Source organism: Erythrobacter sp. A6_0, from assembly GCF_017744235.1.
Taxonomy (GTDB): domain Bacteria; phylum Pseudomonadota; class Alphaproteobacteria; order Sphingomonadales; family Sphingomonadaceae; genus Qipengyuania.
In genome coordinates, this window is record NZ_JAGHQR010000004.1 from 138,710 (window position 1) to 161,715 (window position 23,006).

Sequence of the window (23,006 nt, forward strand, 5' to 3'; positions counted from 1 at the left end):
CCTGGAAAGACGCACGCGGCATCACCGTGACGACGACGCCCACGATCGAGGGCAAGCCGGTGCAGGACTATCTCGGCATCGTAACCGGCGAAGTGATCGTGGGCGCGAACCTGTTTCGCGATCTCTTCGCCAATATCCGCGACATCGTCGGCGGGCGCTCGGGCAGTTACGAGCGCATCCTTCGCGATGCGCGCGAACAGGCGATTCAGGAATTGCAGGCCGAATGCGCCGCGCTGGGTGGAAATGCCGTGGTCGGCGTCGATCTCGATTACGAGGTGATCGGCGATACCGGCTCGATGCTGATGGTTTCGGCCAGCGGTACTGCCGTCAAGGTCTGACCGTCAGGACGCGGTCACCGTTGCAAGCGCCACCAGCGCCATTGCAGTGCCGTTGTGCAGCGCATGCAGCGCGATGCTCGTCCCAAGGCCGTAAGTCACCCGCATATAGCCGAGCAGCGCGCCCAGCACGAATTGCGGCAGCACCAGCGGAAGCAGGACGAACAGCGCGCCCTCTTCGAAATTGAACAGATGGACGCAGGCGAAGGCCAGCGTGCTGAGCCAATAGAACAGCGGGAACAGGCCGGCGAACCAGCGCATCGAGGGCCGATGCCGCGCGGTCCAGAAAAGGATTGCCGTCAGCCCGAGAGTGAAGATGAGCGCTGCGATCGACCAGATGGCGGCGCCTGTCATATCGCTCGCGCCCAGCCATGCGGTCGCGCCCATCCCGCCTAGGAAGACCACGCACGCCAACACGTCGCGCTTGCGCCCGGACAGCCAGCCGCGAAAGGCGATTTCCTCTCCCACCGGCGCGACGATCAGGATCGCGGCGATCAGCCCGGGCGTCACGGCCAGATTCGCCAGAGACGATTCCGGCAGTTCGATACCGGAAGCGATCACGATCGCGGCGATGGTCGCCAGTGTCGCCATCAACGCCAGATCGAGCAGAAAGACGCGGAGCAGCGCAACCACCGGGCGCGAGGGGCGCGGCTCCACCGGATCGGGCAGTCGGGGCCGCGCCACGAAAGCGCGCACCCGCGCCCATTCGCCGGTCAGCGAGTTCGGTTCTCCCGAAACCGCCACCGGGCTTGTCGATTCATCATCCATGCGGCTAATGCGGCCCTTCACACACGCAACCCACCCGAGGCACGGTAACGCACCCCATGGCAGGCCATTCCAAATTCAAAAATATCATGCACCGCAAGGGTGCGCAGGACAAGAAGCGGTCCAACCTGTTCTCGAAGCTCAGCCGCGAGATTACCGTGGCGGCGAAGATGGGCATGCCCGATCCGGACATGAACCCGCGCCTGCGCCTGGCGGTCAACGCAGCCAAGGCGCAGTCCATGCCCAAGGACAACATCCAGCGGGCCATCGACAAGGCAAGCGCGGCGGATGGCGAGAATTTCGAAGAGGTCCGCTACGAAGGCTACGGCCCCGGCGGTAGCGCGATCATCGTCGAGGCGCTGACCGACAACCGCAACCGCACCGCCACTGCCGTACGCACCGCCTTCAGCAAGAATGGCGGCAATCTCGGCACCGAAGGCAGCGTCGTCCACGGCTTCGAGCGGCTCGGCCTCATCGTCTATCCCGCCGATGCGGGGAGCGAGGACAAGGTGCTGGAAGCCGCGATGGAAGCGGGCGCAGACGACATCGTCTCGTCCGAAGACGGCCACGAGATCTGGACCGCGGCGGACGATCTCCATCAGGTGGCGAGCGATCTCGAAAAATCGCTCGGCGAAGCCGAAACGGTCAAGCTCGCCTGGAAGCCCAATCTCACCGTCGACATGGACGAGAAGGATGCGGGCACGCTCCTGAAGCTGATCGACACGCTGGACGACGATGACGACGTCCAGACCGTGTGGGGCAATTACGACATTTCGGACGAGGTGATGGAGAAGGTGGGCTGATCCTCTCCGCTACGGCGAGGGCGTGGCCGTGTTGATCCTCGGGCTCGACCCCTCGCTCAGCTGCACTGGCTGGGGCGTGGTTCGTGCCGAAGGATCGCGCATCGCGCATTGCGCCAACGGCCAGATCAAAACCGATGCGAAGGCGCCGATGGCCGAGCGGCTGGCGGCGCTCCAATCGGGCCTGAGCGCGATTATCGCCGAGCATCGCCCCGACCGCGCGGCGGCGGAGGAGATCTTCGTCAACAAGAACCCGCAATCCACCTTGAAGCTCGCCCAGGCGCGCGGGGTGGTGCTGGCGGCGTGCGGCCTTGCCGGGCTGGCCGTGAACGAACACGCCGCGCGGCTGGTCAAGAAAGCGGTGGTCGGCACGGGCGGGGCGGACAAGGCGCAGGTTCAGGCCATGCTCAAGATCCTGCTGCCAGGCGCGACCATCGCGGGCGCGGACGCAGCCGACGCGCTGGCCGTCGCTATCGCCGACGCCCATCTGATCCGAAGCGCCTAACTTTCCAATTTGGAAATTATTCTTTTGCCGGATTGGAAAGTCGTGCTATCTGTATTTCCGAGCTGGAAAGTGAAGGAATACGAGATGGCAGACCGCACTGATCCTCGCGACGCGCTGGCCGCGATCGAGCGTACCGAAGGCAGGTTGGCGACGCGCATGCACTGGCCGCTCCACCGCCATGCGGCGGCGGGAGTGTTGCAGGCGCTGTTCGTTGTCGCTTGGGCGCTGCCCCTGCCTTATATGGGCGCGCTGTTCGCCGTCGCCGTGGCGATGATGACGCTGATCGCTGAAGCCGATCGCAAGCGCGACGGCATGTTCGTCAGCGGCATGGTCTCGAAATCGGGGATACCGGCGATCGTGGTCGCGATCGCGCTGACATTGGGCGGGATTGCGGCGGTGACTTGGTTCGCGGGTGGCCCCGGCATGTGGCATATCGCTGCGGTTCCCGTGGCGATTGTGGTGGCGGTGGGCGTTACTTTGGCGAGCCTTTGGTGGGAAAAGCTCTATCAAGCCGAATTGCGGCGGGAGCAGGCGGCATGAGCGGCGGGCTCGACATGGTATTGCACCCGCCTGCGCGCCTCCAGATTGCGGCCATGCTGGCGCGGGTTGACGACGTCGAGTTCGCGGTCATCAAAGATGTCGTCGAGATCAGCGATTCGGTTCTCTCCAAGCACTTGTCCGCGCTGGCCGAGGTCGGCTACGCCAAGGTCGCAAAGGGTAAGCGCGACGGGCGGCAGCGTACCTGGGCTTCGCTGACGGCCAAGGGTCGCAAGGCATTCGCTGCGCACATGGCCGCCCTCCATCGGCTGGCCGAGGCCGCGGCCGACGCTGTTCCGGCCTGATAGCCGCCATACAGCGGACGGAAGTACTATGATTTACCTTTACGGCATTCCCAATTGCGACAGCATCAAGAAGGCGCGCCGCTGGCTCGATGGGAAAGGGCTCGACCACACTTTCCTCAACTTTAAGAAGCAAGGTGCTGACCGCGCGACGGTCGAAAAGTGGGCCGACCGCTGCGGCTGGGAAAGCCTGCTCAACCGGCGCGGCACGACGTTTCGCAAGCTGGACGAGAGCGACAAGGTCGATCTCGACCGCGAAAAGGCGATCGACCTCATGCTGCAACACACCAGCCTGATAAAGCGGCCCATAGCCGAGCACGAGGACGGGCAGCGCACGCTGGTCGGCTTCAACGAAAGCGAGTGGGAGAACGCGTTTTGCTGACACGGGCGTTGCTGAAATGGGTGGGGGCCGCGCTTGCGGCGCTGGCGCTTCTGCCGACGCCGCTCTTTGCGCAGGATGCGATGCTGGTCATCGCCCATCGCGGCGCGAGCGGGGAACGGCCCGAGCACACGCTGGCGGCCTATGAGCGCGCGATCGATCAGGGGGCGGATTATATCGAGCCGGACCTTGTGGCGACCAAGGATCTGGTCCTCGTCGCCCGGCACGAAAACGAATTGTCCGGCACCACGGACGTTGCGAGCCGCGAGGAGTTCGAGGATCGCCGCCGGACCAAGGAGGTGGACGGCCAGCGGGTGGCGGGCTGGTTCGCGGAGGATTTCACGCTCGCGGAATTGCGGACGCTCCGCACGAAGGAGCGCATCCCCTCGCTGCGGCCTGCCAATGCGCGCTTCGACGGGCTGTACCCGGTGCCGACCTTCGACGAGATTGTGGCGCTGGTGCGCGCGAAGGAGGTCGAGACCGGGCGGCGGATCGGGCTTTATCCCGAACTGAAGCATCCTACGTTTCTGTTGCAGAATGCCGGGATCGACATGGTCGATCTGATGGTCGCAGCGTTGCGGCGTCACGATCTCGACGATGCGGACGACATGGTGTTCGTCCAGATCTTCGAAGTCGAACCCCTGCGGCGCCTCGACAGCCTCATCGAAACGCCGTTGGTCCAGCTCGTCGGGGCGGAGGGCGGCCCTGCCGACACGCCAGCGCTGCGCTATGCCGACATGGTCGCGCCGAGCGGCCTTGCGGACATCGCGACCTATGCCGATGCGATCGGTGCCGACCTGCGCGTGCTGCTGACGGATGACGGACGATCCAGCGGCGTGGCGCAAGCGGCGAAGGCGACTGGGCTGAAGGTCCATGCCTGGACCTTGCGCAAGGAGAACGCCTACCTGCCGCATCCGCTGCGCCAAACCGGCGGGGATGCCGGACGCGGCGATATCTGCGGGCTTTACGGTCTGCTGCGCGGAGCGAGTGTCGACGGGGTTTTTACCGACGATCCTGGGCTTGTGGAGGCGTGTCGCGTCGATGAATGATGCAACGCGACGAGAGCCTCACCCGCGCCGCGCGGTAACGATGTAGTTCAGCGACAGATCGCTTGATAGATGCAGGCCCTTGGCGGGCGAAAAGGCGATGCCGCGCGGCTCGCCCATTTCCAGCCCGGCAGCGGCGAGCAACTGCGACAGGTCTTCGGGCGCGATGAAATCGTCCCAGTCATGCGTACCGCGCGGGATCAGGCCGGTGGTTTCGGCAGCGCCCACCATCAGCACGCGCGACTTCAGGGTGCGGTTGGGCGTCGAAAGGATCAGCAAACCCTCCGGCGCCAGGCTCTCGGCCAATTGGCGCACGAAAGCGCCCTTGTCCGCGACGTGCTCGATCACTTCGAGGCAGGTGACGAGATCGAACTGGCCGAGATCGAGATCGGCCAGCTCGCCCGCCATATAGCGGATGTCGAGCCCGCTGCCTTCGGCATGGTGCGCGGCGGCAGCGGTGTTTTCCGGCGCGGCATCGACGCCGGTGACATCGGCGCCCAGCCGCGCCAGCGGCTCGCACAATAGCCCCGCGCCGCAGCCGACATCGAGCGCGCTCTTCCCGTCCAACGGATGGCGGGCGCGTACATCGCCGCTCCAGTGAAGGTCGATCGCCTCGCGCACGAAGCCCAGCCGCACCGGATTGAGGCGGTGGAGCATGGCGCTCGACCCCTTGGGATCCCACCAATCGCGGGCCAGCGCGCCGAAATGCGCAGCCTCGTTTGGCCGGATGGTCTGACCGCCCGTTGGGGCCTGCGAAGGAAACGTTTCCGAAACCGGGATTGCATCGCTCATGCCTGCTGCCGTAACAGCCCCGCGAAACGGTTTCCAGCGGGAGGCGCAGGGCTTGGCTCGCATCGTGATGAAATTCGGCGGCACCTCGATGGCGGGGACGGAGCGTATTCGGCGCGTCGCCAATATCGTGCGCCGTCAGGCGGCTGACGGGAACGAGGTCGCCGTGGTCGTTTCCGCGATGGCGGGTGAGACCGATCGGCTGGTCAATTTCTGCCGCGAGGCGAACGCGCTGTACGATCCGGCGGAATACGATGTCGTCGTTGCAAGTGGGGAGCAGGTGACGAGCGGGCTGCTTGCACTGACCTTGCAATCGGTCGGCTGCAAGGCGAGGAGCTGGCTCGGCTGGCAATTGCCGGTCCGCACGATCGAAGCGCATGCCAAAGCCCGGATCGACGATATCGACGGAGACGCGCTGGTGGCCGCGATGGAAGCGGGCGAGATCGCGGTGATCCCCGGTTTCCAGGGCGTGTCGGACGATGGCCGGATCACCACGCTGGGCAGGGGCGGATCGGACACGTCGGCCGTGGCGGTGGCCGCCGCGATCGGGGCGGATCGCTGCGACATCTACACCGATGTCGACGGGGTCTATACCACCGATCCGCGCATCGTCGCCCGCGCGCGCAAGCTGAAGGCGGTGACGTACGAGGAAATGCTGGAACTGGCGAGCGTGGGTGCCAAGGTGCTCCAGACCCGCTCGGTCGGGTTGGCGATGAAGGAAGGGGTGCGCGTGCAGGTGCTCTCCAGCTTCGTCGACGACGATGCGACTCCGGCTGACGAATATCCCGGCACGATGATCGTGTCCGAGGAAGAAATGAACGAACTGGTGGAGAAGGGCGAAATGGAACGCCAGCACGTGACCGGCATCGCGCACGACAAGAACGAGGCCAAGATCATCCTCACCCGCGTGCCCGACAAGCCGGGCGCGGTGGCGCATATCTTCGATCCGCTGGCGAAGGCCGCGATCAATGTCGACATGATCATCCAGAACGTGGGCCGCGACAAGGGCGAGACCGACGTGACCTTCACCGTCCCCATGGCCGATCTCGCCCGCGCGCAGGCGCTGCTGGAGGACAAGCGCGGCGATATCGGCTTCAACCGCATCATCACCGACAGTCATATCGCCAAGATTTCGGTCGTCGGCGTGGGGATGAAAAGTCATGCGGGTGTTGCCGCGACGATGTTCCGCTCGCTCGCCGATCGCGGGATCAACATCCAGGCGATCACCACGTCCGAGATCAAGGTGAGCGTGATGATCGACGAGGACGAGACCGAACTGGCGGTGCGCGTGCTGCACACCGCCTATGGGCTGGATGCGGCGGATAATTCGGCGGACTAAAGCCGCTCAGGCGGCGTCCTGCTTCGCGTCGTATAGATCCTGCGCTCGCAGGATCGCGGGCATGTTCTCTTCGGCCCAGCGCAGGACCGGACATACACGCTCGGTAAGGGTCTCCCCCATCACGGTCAAAGCGTATTCGACCGAGACCGGCACGCTCGGCGTCACCGTGCGCGTCAGCAAACCGTCGCGTTCGAGCCGCTTGAGAACCTGCGAAAGCACTTTTTGCGAAATTCCCGCGATGTCGCGTCGCAGTGCGTTGAAGCGGCGCGGCCCTTCGGCGAGGCGGCGCAGGATCAGAAGCGCCCATTTGTCGCCGACATGGTCCAGCACGGCGCGGGCCGGGCATTCGCTGCTGTAGACGCTGAAACCCTGCATCTGCGCATCGTGCGCATCGTCCGTGGGTTTCCGCAAGGTTACCATGTCACTCACAAGTGCTCTCTTTCGCGATTTCCTGAGCGATCTATCTAGCGGTTCGCACGCTGGTTTCCAAACGAAACCTGCAATCATCGCGAAACCCAAAATAGGAGCACGATCATGACCCAATCCAGCGAACCGAGCATCGCAGTCCTCTTCCATTCCGGTTACGGCCACACCGCCGCCGTGGCGCAGCATGTCGCGAACGGCGCGGGGGCGGGTGCGCGCCTTGTAACCATCGATGCCGAAGGGAATCTGACGGACGAGGACTGGCAGGCGCTGGATGCAGCCGATGCCATCGTCTTCGGCGCGCCGACCTATATGGGTAATGTCAGCTGGCAATTTAAAAAGGTCGCCGATGCGACTTCGGGGCGCTGGATGGCGGGGGCCTGGAAGGACAAGATTTTCGGCGGCTTCACCAATTCGGCAAGCCCATCGGGCGACAAGCAGGTATCGCTGATCGCAATGCAGACGCTCGCTTCGCAGCATGGCGGCATCTGGATCAGCCTCGGAATCCCGCCCGCCAATCAGAAGGCGTCCAGCCATGACGATCTGAACCATCTCGGCGGATCGGTCGGGGCGATGATCCGATCGCCGGCCGATGCAGCAGTAGAGGAGATTTTCACCGGCGATCTTGCGACGGCGGAAACATACGGTCGCCGTATCGCAGACTTCGCCGAGCGCCTGCGCCCTGCCGCGTAAGCGCGGGCTTGCACGCCAGGCTCCGGTGGTCGAAAGACGGCACGAACGCCGCGATCGGCCACCGGAGATATGTAGCCATGGCTCACACCGCCAAAATCCTCCTGCTCGGTTCGGGCGAGCTGGGGCGCGAATTCGTCATCTCGGCGAAGCGGCTGGGGGCGCATGTGGTGGCCTGCGACGCCTACGATAACGCGCCCGCCATGCAGCTCGCCGATGCGCGCGAGGTGTTCTCGATGCTCGATGCCGAGGCGCTGCGGCGCGCGGTCGAAACGCACGGGCCCGATTATATCGTGCCTGAAATCGAAGCGATCCGGACCGAGGTGCTGGCAGAGCTGGAGCAGGAAGGTTTTACCGTGGTGCCGAGCGCGCGTGCCGCGCAGCTGACCATGAACCGCGATGCGATCCGCGATCTGGCGGCGCATGAGCTGGGCCTCAGGACGAGCGCCTATCGCTACGCCAAGAACCTGGAAGAGGTCCGTGCCGCCGCCGCCCACACCGGGTTTCCCTGCGTAGTAAAGCCGGTCATGTCCTCGTCCGGCAAGGGCCAGACCACGGTCAGGGGCGAAGATGGGTTGGAAGCGGCCTGGGATTACGCCGTCGCCAATATGCGCGGCGACCGAAGCCGCGTCATCGTCGAGCAGTTCGTGGCTTTCGAATACGAGATCACGCTTCTTACCGTTCGCCACGAGGGCGGCATCAGTTTCTGCCCGCCGATCGGCCATCGGCAGGAACGCGGCGATTACCAGGAAAGCTGGCAGCCCATCGCCATGAGCGACGCGGCGCTCGAAAAAGCGCAGGACATGGCGCGCACTATCGTTGACGATCTCGGCGGTTATGGCCTCTTCGGCGTCGAATTCTTCGTCGCCAGGGCGGAGGACGGCGCGGAAGAAGTCATCTTTTCCGAATTGAGTCCTCGCCCGCACGATACCGGCATGGTCACGCTGGTCAGTCAGAACCTGACCGAATTCGACCTTCATGCCCGCGCCGTACTGGGCTTGCCGGTGCCTGCGGAACTGCGTGCCCGTCCCGCCGCGAGCGCGGTCATCCTGGCCGAGCGGGACAGCGAGAGCCTGTCCTATGAAGGTCTGGCCGAAGCGCTTGGCCAACCGGGCACAGATCTGCGCATCTTTTCCAAGCCCACCAGTCGCCCCTATCGGCGCATGGGCGTGGCGCTGGCGACAGCGGGTGACACCGATACGGCCCGCGCCCATGCGCGCGCCGCCGCGGACAAGGTGCGGATCGTCTATGGCGACTGATTGCGACTGACCGGGCTCAGCCGAAGAACAGGTCGATGGCGAAGCAGGTCGCTACGCCGACGACGATATTCATCGGCACGCCGATCTTGAGGAAGTCCGCGAAACGATAATTCGCCGCGCCATAGACCAGCGTATTGGTCTGATACCCGATCGGCGTCGCGAAGCTGGCGCTGGCTCCGAACATCACGGCCACAACCATTTCGCGCGGATCGGCACCGATCGCCTGCGCCAGCCCGATCGCGATCGGCGTCAGGATCACGGCGACGGCGTTGTTGGTGACGCTTTCAGTCAGCACGCTGGTCAGCGCATAGACCGCCAGCAGGATCAGCACGGGCGAAGAGGCGGTGAACAGAGGCTGGGCCCAGCGCACCAGCAGCTCCACGGTCCCGGCATTTTCGAGCGCCGTGCCGAAGGCCAGCATACCGAAGATCAGCACCAGAGTGTTCCCGTCGATCGCGCTCCACGCCTCTTCGGGTTCGAGGCAGCGTGTTGCTAGGACGATTCCCGCGCCCAGCAGCGCCAGCGCCTGGATCGGCAGGGCGAAAACGGCCGCAACCAGCACCACGGCGGCAAGCGTGGCGATGGCGATCGGCGCACGATCACGGCGGAACGCACGCGCAGGCGTCTGGGTCACGGTGCCGAGCAGGACATTGGCCTGCAGGGCCTGTGTGGCGTCCTCTCCTGCCGCGATCAGCAACCGGTCGCCCGCCCGCACGCGCACTTCGGCCAGTTCGGGGCCGGCGACATGCCGGGGACGCGACAGGCCGAGAACGCGTACGCGCAGCTTCGACAGCAGCGGGATATCGGCGAGGCGGCGCCCGATGATCGGATGGGCTGACGATACGACCGCTTCGACCAGGGAAAGATCGCGCGGACGCTCCGGCCCCGCCGTGACAACTCCGCCGCCGACACCGGTCAATCCAGTGCGGAAATCGTAGGCCTCCGCCAGCGAGGCGAGCTCGGCTGGGCTGGAGGAGACCACCAGCTGGTCGCCCGCGCCGAGGACATGCTCTTCGATATCGCCGCGCAGGATTTCACCCCCACGTTTCAGGCCGAGGATGCGCACGCCCGGACGGCGCGACAGCGCGATCTGTCCGATCGGCTGGCCGACCATAGGGCTGTCCGAAACCAGCGAAAGATGGGAGAGATAGACATCGCTTTCGGCCGCCTCGTCCAGCGCGCGAGGCTGGCGGTCGGGCAGCAGGCGTGGTCCGGCGACGACGAGGTAGAGGATACCCGCCACACCAGCCCAGAGCCCCACGCCGGTGATCTCGAACATGGTGAAGGGCTCAAGACCCTGTTCTTGCGCCACGCCGTCGACAAGGAGATTGGTGGAGGTTCCGATCAGAGTCAGTGTGCCGCCGAGGATAGAGAGGTAGGAAAGCGGGATCAGCAGCCGTGTCGCGCCGATCCCCACCGCCTTGGCGAGGCGCTTGACGATGGGAATCATCACCAGGACGACCGGCGTGTTGTTCATGAAGGCCGATGCCACCACCGTGCCTGCACCGATTTCCGCAACCGCCAGCCGGGGTTTGCGCAGCGTGCGCCGGATCACCCAGCCCGCCACTTCCTCCAGCGCGCCGGTTCTCAGCAAGGCGCCGGACAGGACGAACATCGCTGCGATGGTGATCGGGGCCGGGTTCGAGAAGACCGCCAGCAATTCGTCCACCGAAAGAAAGCCCAGCAGCAGCATGGCGAGCGCGAAGGAGACCGCCAGCACGACCGGCGGCAAACGCTCCAGCGCAAAAGCGATGAAGAGGATCACCAGCATCGCCAGCCCGATTTCGGGGTGAAAGGGGGCAAGCGATTCGGGCAGGAGCGTCGGCATCTGCTCCGACAGCTATCCAAAAATAGCGAACGGGGAAGCGTTTTCGCCTATTCGCGGACGAAGAGAGTTTCTTGCTCCATCCATGACCAGCGCCTAATCGCGGTCCGATGAACGATTTTTCCAAGACTGCGCGGCTGATGCGCCGAGGCACCGATTTCCTGGGCAGCGAGACCGCGATCCTGTGCGGGGCGATGAGCTGGGTGTCCGAGCGCAACCTGGTTTCCGCCATATCGAATGCGGGCGGCTTCGGCGTGATCGCCTGCGGCGCGATGACGCCTGAGCTGCTCGACGCGGAGATCGCGGCGACCAGAGCGCTGACCGACAAGCCGTTCGGCGTGAATCTCATCACCATGCATCCGCAGCTCTTCGATTTGATCGGCGTGTGCGAAAAGCACGGCGTCACGCATGTCGTCCTCGCAGGTGGCATCCCGCCCAAGGGCAGCGTCGAGGCGATCAAGGGCGGCAAGAACCCTGCCAAGGTCATCTGTTTCGCGCCCACGCTGGCGCTGGCGAAGAAGCTGCTCCGCTCGGGCGCGGATGCGCTGGTGATCGAAGGCATGGAGGCGGGCGGCCACATCGGCCCGGTATCGACCAGCGTGCTGGCGCAGGAAATGCTGCCCGAGCTGAGCGAAGAGCACCTGATTTTCGTTGCAGGCGGGATCGGGCGGGGCGAGACGATCGCGGGCTATCTCGAAATGGGCGCTGCGGGCGTCCAGTTGGGAACGCGGTTCGCCTGCGCTGTCGAGAGCATCGCCCATGCCGATTTCAAGAAGGCGTTCTTCCGCGCCAGCGCGCGCGATGCGGTCGCCAGCGTCCAGGTCGATGCGCGCTTGCCGGTGATCCCGGTGCGCGCGCTGAAGAACAAGGGTACGGAGGCGTTCACCGCCAAGCAACGCGAAGTCGCCGATATTCTCGATCGCGAGGAGATTGCGATGGCGGAAGCGCAATTGCAGATCGAACATTACTGGGCGGGCGCGCTTCGCCGGGCCGTGATCGATGGCGATGTCGAAAATGGCAGCCTGATGGCGGGCCAGTCCGTCGGCATGCTGAAGGAGGAAGAGCCTGTGGCGGATATCGTCGCCAAGCTGATGAGGCAAAGCGAGGAGGCGCTCGCGCGCCGCTGAGATCATGCTGGGCCGCCTCGACGTGGATGTCGCGATCTATCGCGACCGTGTGCAGGTCACCGAGCGCAAGAGCGGCATATTCATCGACCAGCGCGCCGATCACCCCTTCTCGTCCGACACGCAAGTGGTGGCCGACGCCACTCGTTTCGAGCACGCGCTGTCCCACGCCTTGCGCCAGATCCTGAAGACCGGCGCCTATATGCTCTACGAACCGCGCGCCGTCGTCGGCCCCACCGATCCGGCGCTGACCCCGGCGGAGCGGGCTCTGGTGCGGCGGGTTCTGCAGGATACCGGCTTTCGCCGGATCGAGTTCGAGGACGAGTGAAAAAGAAAGGGTCGGAGAACTGCTCTCCGACCCTCGAAGGTCCGGCTCCCGCCCGGAGTGAGGGCGCCGCTGCCCGGGTGCCCCTGCTTTGTGAGGTGACTGCGCCAAGTAGGGGCGACGCAGGCCGCACTGAGCTGTTCGAGGTTTCCCGTTTTGAGAGGAAGGGCGGCCCACCCGACAAGGCGAGCCGCCCCAAGGCTTAGAATTTGAATTCCGCCCCGGCGTAGAAGAACCGTCCGACCGGACCGAAGGGCGATCCGCCTTCCGTGCCGAGCAGATCCAGCGGCGGCAGCTTGTCGAACGCATTGTCGACCCCGGCGTAGAACGTGAAATCATCGTCCGTCGAGAAATCGACGCGGAAGTCGTGGTAGGTCACGTCGGGGTAATAGGTGAAGGGCGATGCGTCGGGATTGAGCGGCGGACGGCCCTGAACGCTGAAATAGGTCTCGTAATTGCCGAGAACCTGCTTGCCGATATATCGCATGCGGTATCCGAAATCGACAGTGTCGGTGGACAGGTTCGCAGAGAGCTGTCCCTGCCAGCGCGGATCGCCAAGTTCACCGAGCTGGCGATCGTAGAAGGTCTCGTCTGTGATGTCGGTGAAGTTGTTCCGCTTGATCACGTAGGACAGCAGGCCGCGCAGGCGCAGATCGAGGCCGTCGCTCAGTTCGGTGCGATACGACATGTCGGCATCGACACCGGACGTTTCCTGCTTGGCGAAGTTGAACGGCGCGATCAGAGCGGACGGCCCGGTCGGCGTCAGCGACACCGTAGTACCCGCCTGGATCACATTCTGCTGGCCCTGAAGGGTTCCGTTCGGATTGCGGAAGACAGCCGCGCAGTACTGGTTGTCGATTCCCGAGGGACTGTCATAGCACTGGTTGATAACCGCCTGGCCGCCCAGCGCGAAGATCACGTTGTCGATCGTGATGTCGTAGTAATCGACCGTCAGGGCGAAGCCCGGCAGGAAGCGCGGCTCGAACACGGCGCCGAAAGTCCAGCTTTCACTGCGTTCCTCGCGCAGGTTGGGATTGCCACCATTATTGGCCGAGATACCCGATGCGGTCACGTTGGTGAACGGTTCGGTCGTGCCGTTGAAGGTCTGCGTCGTCGGCACGCCCGCCGCTGCACAATTCGCGCTGCGGTTGGGATTGTCGTTAATGCGGTTCTGGCTGCACGGATCGACGAACCCGTTGATGAAGGTCTGGGTCGCGGCCGAGAACAGATCGCTCTGGGTCGGCGCACGGACCGCACGGGCATAGCCGCCGCGCAGTTTGAGATCTTCGACAGGCGCGTAGATCACGCTGCCGTTATAAGCCCATACGCCGCCCGTCTGACCGATATTGTAGTCGGAATAGCGCGCAGCGCCCGCAAGGCTCAGTTCCCGAATAAACGGGATGTCGGCCACGATCGGGATATTGATTTCGCCAAACGCTTCGGTGACCTTCTGCTTGGGCGGATCGAAATCGGCGATCGCGTTGAGGAAGGTGAGGCCGTTGCGGGTCGTTTCGTCATATGCGGCAAAGGCCGTCTGCTCGCGATATTCCCCGCCGATGACAAAGCCGATCGGACCGGCAGGCATTTCGAAGAACTGCGAGGTGTCGCCGGCGACGAAAGCCGTGACGTCGAACAATTCTGCCTCCTGTACGCGGTTGGACGTGTAGAGGAAGTAGTCGAGCGCGGCCTGACTGACCTGGCCGTCACCGAACAGATTGACGGGAACGCAGGCCGGATCGTCATTCGTGGTCGAAGCGTCGGCATTGATGCGGCAGACGATCTGACCCGCGGCGTTGCGCGTCGCGTCGATGGCATTGGCGTAACGGGCGCGCAGCAGATTGCCTTCGGTTTCGTAGTAGGTATCGAGCTTGCCGTAATTGACCGCGACTTCGTAACGCCAGTCCTGATTGAAATCGCCACGCACCCCGCCGACGATCGAGTAGGTTTCGCGTTCGTGGTCCTCGCCGCGACCGCCGAAGTCGATGTTGAAGCGCTGCGCGGTGAAAGTCGTCGCCGGATTGGCACGCTGGGCGGGGGTGAGAACGCTGTTGAGCGTCGCACGGGCCTGTGCGCTCAGGAACGGGTTGTCGATGCGGAAGCTGTTGTTGAAGAAGGTCGGCTGGCCTTCCTGATTGGCCGTTACGTTGACATAGCGCGCTTCGATGAAGGGATCGAAGGCGGGCGAAATTTCGAAATGGGCGAGCACGGTCGCCGAATAGCGTTCGAGGCCGGGCGACAGCATACCCGTCCGGCGCAATGTGGAACCCAGGCCGCCGACGCAATTGTTCGAACCGAAGACGCGCAGATCGGTGGTGCAAGGATTGGCAATGAGCGTGCCGTCCGGCTGGAAAACGAAGGTTCGGCCGAACTGGGCGAGCGCGTTGGAACTTCCTTGCACTGCGATGCCGGTGCAAGCCGTCGCCCGGCGCGCATTGAACTGCGCTGCCGTTTCGCCGATTGCCGCCGCCGTGGGGCAAGCTGCGGTAAAGAGGCCGCCATCGGAGATCGTGTTGTTGCGGATACCGTTCAGGAAAGACGTGTCCGGGATGCCGTTACCGGTCGAGGGCTCGGCAGCCCGAACGCCGAGCGTCGGATTGACGATCGGGCCGGTGAATTCGGTCGCGTTGAACTGGTTGCGGCCGCTGAACGCGCCGGTCTGCGCGTCGCGGCTGGTGAAGAACAGAGTGTTCTGCCGGGCATATTCGCCGGCAAACGAGATATTGCCGCGACCTTCGGCGAAATTCTTGCCCGCGGTGATGCTCCCGAAATACGATCCGCGATCGCCACGCGAAGAAATGCCGCCCTGGCCGCGAAGGCGGATGCCGTCGAAATCGTCGTTCAGGACAAAGTTCACGACGCCCGCGACGGCATCGGACCCATAAACCGCAGAATTGCCGCCGGTCACGATATCGACACGTTCGATCAGGTCGGACGGAATGGAGTTCACGTCGACCCGCTCGACCCCGGGCGTAGCGGTGATCTGGCGGCGGCCGTTGACCAGCGTAAGCGTGCGAGCCGTACCAAGGCCGCGCAGGTCCAGGGCGTTGATGCCTGCCGTGCCGATGAAGCGCGTGGAATTGGACTGGCTGAACGTTGCACGCAATTGCGGCAACTGGTTCAGCGAATCGCCCAGCGACAGATTGCCCGAAGACAGATCTTCGGCAGAAACGCTGACGACCGGAACGGGCGAAGACAGATTGACGGGGATCGCGATGCGCGATCCGGTCACGACGATGGCATCGTTCTGCGGTTCGGTGCCGTCCGCGTCGCTGTCGCAATTTTCCAGCGAGATGTCGCAATTATTGTCGGAAAGATCCTGCGGCTCAGACTGTGCCTGCGCGACGCCGGTTGCGGCAAGGAAGGCTGCGGAAGCGAGAGAAATCCAGGCGAGCGAAGACGATGCGCGAAGCGCATTCTTGTGTGACATACCCATGAAAGAACCCCAGAAGCACGGGACCGGACGGCGGTCACCGCTTAGACTCAGAAAAAGCCTTGTACGTGACCGGTAAGCCGATTCGCCTCTTGGCGTTCATAAAATGCCGCCAAAGCCCCTTGCCCACAATAGGATTATTTCACTAACCCCGGCATCGGAAGCGGCAAAAAAACTTATATTCCGACAAAAAGTAATTATATTCTATAAGACTGAACTTTACTTTCAATTTTTGGGGAGGGTCTTGTGCTGGGCGTGATTCCTAAGATTTTGAAAGATAATGATGTCTTGATCGTCAATCGATGTGTTGGCGCCCCTGTTGTAGAATTGTTACAACTCCGACAAAATTCGATCCGAGGGAACATCCTCTGCCTTCTGCCATAGTCTTGAGAATGGGTTCATGCGGGTCGGCTCGATGAGTCGGTGGCGAGAAGAGGAGAGGCGAGCATGTGCGATTCAGCGATGATGAAGAAATGGGGCGAGGCCGCGATGACCCGTCGCCGCTTCGGCCAGGTTGCTGCTGCATCGGGCCTCGCGTTCGGAGCCGCGGGCTGCGCCACCATGGCGGCGCCGGGGCAAAGCGGACGCGCGGTCTCCTTCGCGACGCCCGACGGTACCATGGACGGCTGGTATGTCACGACTTCGGGCACGAGGAAGCCCGGAGTGCTCTTCTGGCCTGACATCGCCGGCCTGCGTCCTGCAAAGAAAGCCATGGCCTCGCGCCTTGCCGCAGCGGGTCACGCGGTGCTGGTGATCAATCCCTACTATCGCGACGTATCCGGCCAGCAATACGAGGATTTCGCTGAATTCGCCGCCAGCGACGGCTTCAAGACCGTGCGCCCGTGGCGCGAAAAGCTGACTGCGGATGCGATCATGCGCGACGCGAAGGCGGCCACCGCTTGGCTCGACGCGCAGGACGAGGTCGATGCGAAGCGCGGTATCGGGACGCAGGGGTATTGCATGGGCGGTCCCTTCACGTTCTGGACAGCCGCAGCAGTGCCCGCGCGCGTCAAGGCGGCTGCGAGCTTCCACGGAGGCGGCCTGGTGCGAGAAGGCGCGAACAGTCCGCACCGGATGGTGGACGAGAGCCGGGCGGGCTATCTCGTCGCGATCGCGCAGGACGACGATGCCAAGGATCCCGAGGCCACTGCGACTCTGCGCGAGACCTTTGCCGCGCTCGACAATCCGGCCGAGATCGAAGTCTATCCCGGCGACCACGGATGGACCGTTCCTGACTCGCCCGCCTATGCGCCGGAGGCGGCCGAGCGTGCCTGGGAACAATTGCAGGCGCTCTATGCGCGTGAATTGTAGACTCAAGGAGGTTTTCGGCGGACCGAATGGACGAAACGGTGTTGCGTGAAAGCCGCTTAACGTGTGTTTTAGAATGAAACAGGATATATTGCTTGAGTTTTGCGTCCAATCCTTCATGCCCTTTCGTGAAGATTTATGTGGGAGTTTTTAATGCGTACGAAGACCGTTACTTTGGCCCTCGCGGCCTCCGCCCTTGCGGCGGCCCCTATCGCGGCTCAGGCTGCCGACCGTTCGGCTGCGCCGATCTCGGACGAAAGCGAACTGGCCGGCGGCGCGAGCCGCATCCTTATCCTTGCGATAGTCGCTGCGGCGATCTTCATCGGCATCGAAGTGTCTGACAGCGATGATCCCGTCAGCCCGTAAGGCGGACAGCGTTTTGATTTTCGATAGGGGCCGCACGAAAGTGCGGCCCTTTTCTTTTGTCCCGCGCGATCTTCCTCCAACCGAACAGGCTCGCGCTTGACGGCCAGGGCCTGAGGGGCACGATGCAAGCCTTGGGGGGTGGTCTTTTTGCAAGAGCGGCGTAGGCTGGACAGAGCTCAAAAGGAGGATTTCCCATGGCCCAGACAATCCTGCTGATCCTGGCGGTGCTGGTGCTCGTCACCTTCCTGATGATGGGCGTGCGCGTCGTGCGTCAGGGCTATGTCTATACGATCGAACGGCTCGGGAAATTCACCATGCCTGCCGAGCCGGGGCTGCACCTGATCATCCCGCTGATCGACCGGGTCGGCCACAAGATCAACATGATGGAGCAGGTGCTCGATATTCCGGGGCAGGAAATCATCACCAAGGACAATGCCATGGTCGGGGTCGATGCCGTGGTGTTCTTCCAGGTGCTCGACGCGGGCAAGGCGGCTTATGAAGTGTCCGGCCTTCACAATGCGATACTGGCGCTGACCACCACCAATCTGCGTACGGTCATGGGCAGCATGGATCTGGATGAAACTCTCTCGAAGCGCGACGAGATCAATGCCCGGCTCTTGAGCGTGGTCGATCATGCGACCTCGCCGTGGGGGATCAAGATCACCCGCGTCGAGATCAAGGATATCCGCCCGCCGATGGACATTTCGGAAGCGATGGCGCGCCAGATGAAGGCCGAACGCCTGAAGCGGGCCGAGATTCTGGAAGCCGAAGGCGATCGTCAGAGCCGGATCCTGCGCGCCGAGGGTGACAAGCAATCCGCCATCCTCAAGGCCGAAGGCAAGCGCGAGGCGGCCTTCCGCGATGCCGAAGCGCGCGAGCGCGAGGCCGAGGCCGAAGCCAAGGCGACCGAACTGGTCTCGAACGCCATCGCCTCGTCCGGCAATCAGGCGATCAATTACTTCATCGCGCAGGAATACACCAAGGCGGTCGGCAAGTTTGCGGAAAGCCCCAACGCCAAGACGATACTGATGCCGTTCGAGGCCACGCAGCTCATCGGATCGCTCGGCGGGATCGGCGAATTGGTACGCGACACGTTCGGGGATGGGCGAGCCGATGTGAAGGGCACGGTCGATACCGGCACGCCCATGCCGTCGCCACGGGAGCGCGATCCGGTCCAGCGCCGCAATAATCCGGCCAGCGTTCCGCCTTCGGGCACAACCCGGGGCTGATCGCGTGGACGGGATCGAGTCCTATTGGCTGTGGTTTGCCGCCGGTCTCTTGCTGTCGGGTCTCGAAATGGTGGTGCCGGGCGTCTATCTGATCTGGCTCGCCATGGCGGCTCTGGCAACGGGCGTGATCGCGTTGATCGCAGGGCCAGCGCTCGGCATTCAGGTCGTCGCCTTCATTTCGCTCGCGCTGATCTTCGCCTTTTCCGCCAAGCGGATGCTGCGCGATCGACCGATCATAAGCTCCGATCCGCTGCTCAACAATCGTCGCGGACGGTTGGTTGGACAAACTGCCGTCGTCACCACTCCGATCGACGGGGGCGAGGGCCGGGTGCGCGTCGGAGACAGCGAGTGGATCGCCCGCGGAAACGATACTCCAGAGGGGCAACGCGTGCTTATCATCGGCAGTGAAGGCTCGATCCTCTTGGTCGAACCGGTCGCCCCCCTACCGATCGAGCACCGCTCCTAGCCGCAAGCCTGCGAATATCGTCCGACGCGCTCAGAGCCCGCCCGATGCCATCGCGCGGTCGCCGAAGCGGCCATGCTTGCGATAGCGCACCATCCACTTGTCGAGGAACAGGCCGAGCGGCTTGGGCTCGATCCCCAGCTCGGCGAGGCCAGGATATTCGCCCGAAACGGTATTTCCCTGCTTCAGCAATTCCCACTGATCGCTGCCCATCGGAGTGCCGGGTAGCGAAGCGAACGCGCCTGCGACGCCATCGGGCATGGGCAGGAAGGTGCGGGAGCGGCGCTGCGCCTCCGCGATCCGGCGGTTCAGCTCGAGCATCGTGATCTTTTCAGGCCCACCGAGCTCGAAAATCTTGCCGCCATGTTCGCCCGGCGTTTCCAGCGCGACCGCAACCGCTTCGGCGACGTCGTCGACATAGACGAGCTGCAATTCCTTGTCAGGCCCGAACACCGGCAGCACGGGCAGCCAGCGGATCATCTGCGCGAACATCGTGGTGAAATCGTCGTCCTTCCCGAACAGGAGGGACGGACGCAGGATGGTGGCGTCCGGAAATGCTTCGCGCACCAGATCCTCGCCGAGATGCTTGGCCTCGGCATAGTCGATCTCGACGTCTTCGTCCGGTCGGCGGGCGATCGCGCTGACCTGGACGAAAGCCTCGGCGCCGGTCGCGGTGGCGGCTTCGGCCATCCAGCCGGCGCTGATGCCCATCAATTGCTTCAGATTGCCCTGGAAGCTGCCGACCAGATTGACCACGGCGTCGGAGCCCTGGATCACCTGTTCGACCTGTCGACGATCGGTCACGTCGCAGCGGGCGAATTGCAACTGGCCGAGCTTGGCGAGCGGCTTGAGATTGAAGGCGCGCTCCGGATGGCGGCTGGCGACCCGCAGCCGCGCGCCGCGATCCAGCAGCGCCTGGGCCACGTAATCGCCGATGAAGCCGCTGCCGCCCATCAGCGTCACCAGTTTGCCGTTCAACGCGCTGCTTTTCGCCATGGCGGAGATGCTTTCTTCAATCCGTCTCTAAGAAACCGTCTGCGCCCTAGCCCCGGCATGGTGGGGCGAGCAAGGCGTCAATTGCCGCATGCCCAAGTGCCCGAACTGCGCGTGGAAAGCGGCGTGCCCTCATACGCGATCGTGAGCGTGGCGGGCCAAGTGCGCGTTTCGATGCGCGCGGGCGCGTCGCCCTCGCCGTCTTCGGCGGCGTCCGGCTGGCTCTGTTCGCCATTTTCCGCTTCGCCGCGCACGATCTGGGCGACCAGATCGCCATCCGATCCATAGCGCCCGCCTTCTTCCATGCGCGCCTGAGCGCCGGTAAATTCGGCCGTGAACAGCACCGGCTCCCCGCTGACACGCGCGACGCCGCGAGGATTGGCGCCCCCGTCGTCGGGCACGGCGGTCTGGAACAGCATGCGATCGCTGTCAGAGGTAAAGGAACAGGTCGCGACATTCGCATTGCCGAGCAGGGCGCCGTCGGCCCGCGTCACGACCGAAAGAAGGGGATCGGTACGACCTTCGTCGATCGTGGTTCCCGCCACGCCCGTCACGTCCGCATCGCCATCCTTCACTTCTGCGAGCGGTATTTCATCGGCGCGCGATTGTTCGGGAATCGGTTCCGCACAGGCCGCGAGGGCAAGGAGTGGGAGGGCGGACACAAGGGCGGAAAGCGCGAGACGCGGTGTTTTCGTGATCATAGCGATGCAACGTGCCGCACTCGTCGCGGTTTCGCAATTCCCGAAGGCAGATCGTGCGGCGAAATCTTTATGCCCCCGCACATTGGGGGGGATTCGATAAGCGTTGACAAGCCCTCCCAAGGCCAGCTAGTGGCGCGCGCCTACCAGGACGCCGGACCACGATGACCGGCAGTTCTCAAACGTGCCCAGATGGCGGAATTGGTAGACGCACCGTCTTCAGGTGGCGGCGCTCGCAAGGGCGTGGAGGTTCGAGTCCTCTTCTGGGCACCATTTTCCTGTTTCTCGACATTCGCTAACGGTTGCAAAAACCCCGGAAATCTGCCAAAAATACGGCTCGATTGGTCGTTGACGTTCGCCCACATTCGCCAGCAATCGCGTGGTGGCGGGGGCCACATTGGGGGCCATACTGAAACAATTTCGCATTCGTGGCGATGCAGGCGATTGGATCATGCCGTCGCAATTCTTCGTCATTGCAACTGCGAATGCCGACACGCTGCAATCCACTACGGGCGGAGCACTGGAGCGCAATCTCTTCACGCCTGTGTTCAAGCACGAACTGAATAGCGATGAGCAAGGGTTAGCTCGCAAGCTTGATGATCACGACATGATCCGATGGTGGCACCGCAACGGCACGGCGCATGGCAGCTATGCCTTGCGCGGCTGGAAGCGAGGCAGAGTGTATCCCGACTTTGTCTTTGCCGCTGTGCAAGATGGTGATGAGCAGCGATTGGTGGCGCTGGAAAGCAAAGGCGATCAGCTTGACAATCTGGACACAGCCTACAAGCGCGATCTCCTTACGAAACTGACCGAAGCCTATGGGCAGAATGCCGGTGGTGTCGCGGGTCAACTGGCGTTGGTTGGCGATGTGCCGGATTATGAAGCCAAGGTGGTGCTCTTCAGCGAAATGGACGCGGAGTTACCGGGTCTGATTGAGCCTGCAAACCAAGGTGAGGGACAGGGTGCCAATTGAAACTGCTATCTGGCTTGTCGATGAGCAGCCACAAAAGCTGAGCGCTTCCAGTTTGCTTTCAGAGCGAGAGCTGGAAGACATGATCGTTTCTTCTCCTAAAATTCTCTCTGACGAGTGGATGCTGATTGGTAGGCAGGAGAGAACTGTCAGTGGAGGGATTGTCGATCTACTCGCCATAGCTCCCGACGGTGGCTTGGTCCTGATCGAACTGAAGCGTCATCGCACTCCTCGCGAAGTGGTAGCGCAAGCGTTGGACTATGCTTGCTGGGTCGAAGGGTTGGAGGCCGATGCCATCGCGGCGATCTATGCGCGCTTCTCTGAGAATGCAGATTTTTCGAAAGACTTTGCCGATTTTTTTGGCGCTCCATTGGACGAAGATACGCTGAACGAAAATCACCAGATTGTGATTGTCGCGGCGCAGCTCGACGAGAGCAGCGAGCGCATAGTCGGGTACCTCAATGAGAGGTCAATCGCGATCAATGTGCTCTTTTTCCAAGTCTTCGAACTGGAAAGTCAGAAGCTTCTAAGCCGTGCGTGGCTACTCGATCCAGATGAGACGCAGGTTGCATCTGCCACCGTTTCTCGTCCTTCGAAAGATAGGGAGCGAGAACCGTGGAATGGCGAAATCTACGCCAATTACGGTCATGGAGAAACGCGCGACTGGGCTGAAGGTAGGAAGTTTGGCTTTGTCTCCGCCGGTGGCGGTAGCTGGTACAGCAAGCCGCTAAAAACCTTGAAGCAAGGTGATAGAATTTGGGTCAAAGCGCCTGGGTTTGGCTTTGTCGGAGTCGGCGAAGTTGTCGGCCCTCGCCAATCGATTCACGACTTCCAAAGTAAAACCGACGAAGGTGCCAAGCCTGCTCTCGAAGTGCTTTCCGGTGCATCATATCATCGAGAGCACCAAGATGACCCCGACAAGATGGAGTACTTCGTGCCAATCAATTGGATTCACGCCGTGCCTCTCGAACAGGCGATCAATGAAATCGGATTGTTCGGAAATCAGGGCACGGTTTGCAGGCCTACTACGCCTAGCTGGCGTACCACTGTCGACCGGACTGAAGCAGCGTTGGAATCTGGCCTAGCAAGGGGTGAATAGGGGCCAT

General features: G+C 63.0%; 25 protein-coding genes and 1 tRNA gene. 19 read left to right on the top strand and 7 right to left on the bottom strand.

The features are described 5' to 3' along the window. The first annotated feature begins 20 nt into the window (after positions 1-20). Positions 21-338, top strand: a complete 318-nt coding sequence (locus J7347_RS11825) for a heavy metal-binding domain-containing protein (protein ID WP_067678068.1) — start codon at positions 21-23, stop codon at positions 336-338. A gap of 3 nt (positions 339-341) precedes the next feature. Here J7347_RS11825 and J7347_RS11830 read toward each other — a convergent pair whose 3' ends face one another. Then, positions 342-1,103: a CPBP family glutamic-type intramembrane protease gene (locus J7347_RS11830; RefSeq protein ID WP_209162291.1), complete on the bottom strand. Its 762-nt coding sequence runs from the start codon at positions 1,101-1,103 to the stop codon at positions 342-344. 56 nt (positions 1,104-1,159) lie between these two features. Between J7347_RS11830 and J7347_RS11835 the strand changes: the two genes are divergently transcribed. The 6 genes from J7347_RS11835 (at position 1,160) to J7347_RS11860 (ending at position 4,672) form a co-directional block, all read left to right on the top strand. Then, the gene (locus J7347_RS11835) at positions 1,160-1,903 is read left to right on the top strand and encodes a YebC/PmpR family DNA-binding transcriptional regulator (protein ID WP_209162292.1); all 744 of its coding nucleotides are present in this window, start codon (positions 1,160-1,162) and stop codon (positions 1,901-1,903) included. 28 nt (positions 1,904-1,931) lie between these two features. Continuing rightward, positions 1,932-2,405, top strand: a complete 474-nt coding sequence (gene ruvC / locus J7347_RS11840) for a crossover junction endodeoxyribonuclease RuvC (protein WP_209162489.1) — start codon at positions 1,932-1,934, stop codon at positions 2,403-2,405. Positions 2,406-2,489: 84 nt separating this feature from the next. Then, a complete protein-coding gene (locus tag J7347_RS11845; RefSeq protein WP_156502123.1) occupies positions 2,490-2,945 on the top strand; it encodes a hypothetical protein in 456 nt (151 codons plus the stop codon). Further along, positions 2,942-3,247 (top strand): transcriptional regulator, encoded by a 306-nt coding sequence (locus J7347_RS11850; RefSeq protein WP_067683826.1) that lies wholly within the window; start codon positions 2,942-2,944, stop codon positions 3,245-3,247. The genes J7347_RS11845 and J7347_RS11850 overlap by 4 nt, the downstream gene beginning before the upstream one ends. A gap of 28 nt (positions 3,248-3,275) precedes the next feature. Next, on the top strand, positions 3,276-3,626 hold the full coding sequence (locus J7347_RS11855; protein WP_067683828.1) for an arsenate reductase: 351 nt from the start codon (positions 3,276-3,278) through the stop codon (positions 3,624-3,626). Further along, positions 3,605-4,672, top strand: a complete 1,068-nt coding sequence (locus tag J7347_RS11860) for a glycerophosphodiester phosphodiesterase family protein (protein WP_348521620.1) — start codon at positions 3,605-3,607, stop codon at positions 4,670-4,672. The genes J7347_RS11855 and J7347_RS11860 overlap by 22 nt, the downstream gene beginning before the upstream one ends. Positions 4,673-4,690: 18 nt before the next feature. Here the strand turns inward: J7347_RS11860 and ubiG are convergent, their stop codons facing one another. Continuing rightward, positions 4,691-5,461: a bifunctional 2-polyprenyl-6-hydroxyphenol methylase/3-demethylubiquinol 3-O-methyltransferase UbiG gene (ubiG, locus tag J7347_RS11865; protein WP_209162293.1), complete on the bottom strand. Its 771-nt coding sequence runs from the start codon at positions 5,459-5,461 to the stop codon at positions 4,691-4,693. A gap of 67 nt (positions 5,462-5,528) precedes the next feature. Here ubiG and J7347_RS11870 point away from each other — a divergent pair, with 67 nt between their 5' ends. Beyond that, on the top strand, positions 5,529-6,797 hold the full coding sequence (locus J7347_RS11870) for an aspartate kinase (protein WP_209162491.1): 1,269 nt from the start codon (positions 5,529-5,531) through the stop codon (positions 6,795-6,797). Between the two features lie 6 nt (positions 6,798-6,803). Here J7347_RS11870 and J7347_RS11875 read toward each other — a convergent pair whose 3' ends face one another. Then, on the bottom strand, positions 6,804-7,217 hold the full coding sequence (locus tag J7347_RS11875) for a helix-turn-helix domain-containing protein (RefSeq protein ID WP_245174088.1): 414 nt from the start codon (positions 7,215-7,217) through the stop codon (positions 6,804-6,806). 114 nt (positions 7,218-7,331) lie between these two features. Between J7347_RS11875 and J7347_RS11880 the strand changes: the two genes are divergently transcribed. Continuing rightward, positions 7,332-7,913, top strand: a complete 582-nt coding sequence (locus J7347_RS11880; RefSeq protein ID WP_067683834.1) for a flavodoxin family protein — start codon at positions 7,332-7,334, stop codon at positions 7,911-7,913. Between the two features lie 77 nt (positions 7,914-7,990). Then, positions 7,991-9,169, top strand: a complete 1,179-nt coding sequence (gene purT / locus J7347_RS11885) for a formate-dependent phosphoribosylglycinamide formyltransferase (RefSeq protein WP_209162294.1) — start codon at positions 7,991-7,993, stop codon at positions 9,167-9,169. A gap of 16 nt (positions 9,170-9,185) precedes the next feature. Here purT and J7347_RS11890 read toward each other — a convergent pair whose 3' ends face one another. Further along, positions 9,186-10,997 carry an SLC13 family permease gene (locus J7347_RS11890; protein WP_067683839.1) on the bottom strand — a complete coding sequence of 604 codons (1,812 nt, stop codon included), beginning with the start codon at positions 10,995-10,997 and terminating at the stop codon, positions 9,186-9,188. Positions 10,998-11,104: 107 nt separating this feature from the next. Here J7347_RS11890 and J7347_RS11895 point away from each other — a divergent pair, with 107 nt between their 5' ends. Both J7347_RS11895 and J7347_RS11900 read left to right on the top strand, forming a co-directional pair. Then, positions 11,105-12,121, top strand: coding sequence for a nitronate monooxygenase family protein (locus J7347_RS11895; RefSeq protein WP_209162295.1), 1,017 nt, complete (start codon positions 11,105-11,107; stop codon positions 12,119-12,121). 4 nt (positions 12,122-12,125) lie between these two features. Next, entirely contained in the window at positions 12,126-12,446 is a 321-nt protein-coding gene (locus tag J7347_RS11900; RefSeq protein ID WP_209162296.1) for a hypothetical protein, read from the top strand. 199 nt (positions 12,447-12,645) lie between these two features. Here J7347_RS11900 and J7347_RS11905 read toward each other — a convergent pair whose 3' ends face one another. After that, positions 12,646-15,876 carry a TonB-dependent receptor gene (locus J7347_RS11905; RefSeq protein ID WP_245174055.1) on the bottom strand — a complete coding sequence of 1,077 codons (3,231 nt, stop codon included), beginning with the start codon at positions 15,874-15,876 and terminating at the stop codon, positions 12,646-12,648. A 444-nt stretch (positions 15,877-16,320) separates the two neighbouring features. Here J7347_RS11905 and J7347_RS11910 point away from each other — a divergent pair, with 444 nt between their 5' ends. From J7347_RS11910 to J7347_RS11925, 4 genes are all read left to right on the top strand, one after another. Further along, entirely contained in the window at positions 16,321-17,184 is an 864-nt protein-coding gene (locus J7347_RS11910; protein WP_067685100.1) for a dienelactone hydrolase family protein, read from the top strand. A gap of 150 nt (positions 17,185-17,334) precedes the next feature. After that, positions 17,335-17,547, top strand: a complete 213-nt coding sequence (locus tag J7347_RS11915; protein WP_209162297.1) for a hypothetical protein — start codon at positions 17,335-17,337, stop codon at positions 17,545-17,547. Between the two features lie 194 nt (positions 17,548-17,741). Next, positions 17,742-18,776, top strand: a complete 1,035-nt coding sequence (locus J7347_RS11920) for an SPFH domain-containing protein (RefSeq protein WP_067685104.1) — start codon at positions 17,742-17,744, stop codon at positions 18,774-18,776. Positions 18,777-18,780: 4 nt separating this feature from the next. Further along, positions 18,781-19,242: an NfeD family protein gene (locus J7347_RS11925; protein ID WP_348521621.1), complete on the top strand. Its 462-nt coding sequence runs from the start codon at positions 18,781-18,783 to the stop codon at positions 19,240-19,242. A gap of 30 nt (positions 19,243-19,272) precedes the next feature. Here the strand turns inward: J7347_RS11925 and J7347_RS11930 are convergent, their stop codons facing one another. Then, positions 19,273-20,235 carry a complex I NDUFA9 subunit family protein gene (locus J7347_RS11930; protein WP_209162298.1) on the bottom strand — a complete coding sequence of 321 codons (963 nt, stop codon included), beginning with the start codon at positions 20,233-20,235 and terminating at the stop codon, positions 19,273-19,275. Between the two features lie 77 nt (positions 20,236-20,312). Continuing rightward, positions 20,313-20,933 carry a hypothetical protein gene (locus J7347_RS11935; RefSeq protein WP_209162299.1) on the bottom strand — a complete coding sequence of 207 codons (621 nt, stop codon included), beginning with the start codon at positions 20,931-20,933 and terminating at the stop codon, positions 20,313-20,315. Positions 20,934-21,116: 183 nt separating this feature from the next. Between J7347_RS11935 and J7347_RS11940 the strand changes: the two genes are divergently transcribed. The 3 genes from J7347_RS11940 (at position 21,117) to J7347_RS11950 (ending at position 22,999) form a co-directional block, all read left to right on the top strand. Then, positions 21,117-21,203: transfer RNA gene (locus J7347_RS11940), tRNA-Leu, on the top strand. A 178-nt stretch (positions 21,204-21,381) separates the two neighbouring features. Continuing rightward, positions 21,382-21,903 carry a hypothetical protein gene (locus tag J7347_RS11945; RefSeq protein ID WP_209162300.1) on the top strand — a complete coding sequence of 174 codons (522 nt, stop codon included), beginning with the start codon at positions 21,382-21,384 and terminating at the stop codon, positions 21,901-21,903. Beyond that, positions 21,863-22,999, top strand: a complete 1,137-nt coding sequence (locus J7347_RS11950; protein WP_209162301.1) for an endonuclease NucS domain-containing protein — start codon at positions 21,863-21,865, stop codon at positions 22,997-22,999. Before J7347_RS11945 ends, J7347_RS11950 begins: the two co-directional genes overlap by 41 nt. Positions 23,000-23,006: the final 7 nt, after the last annotated feature.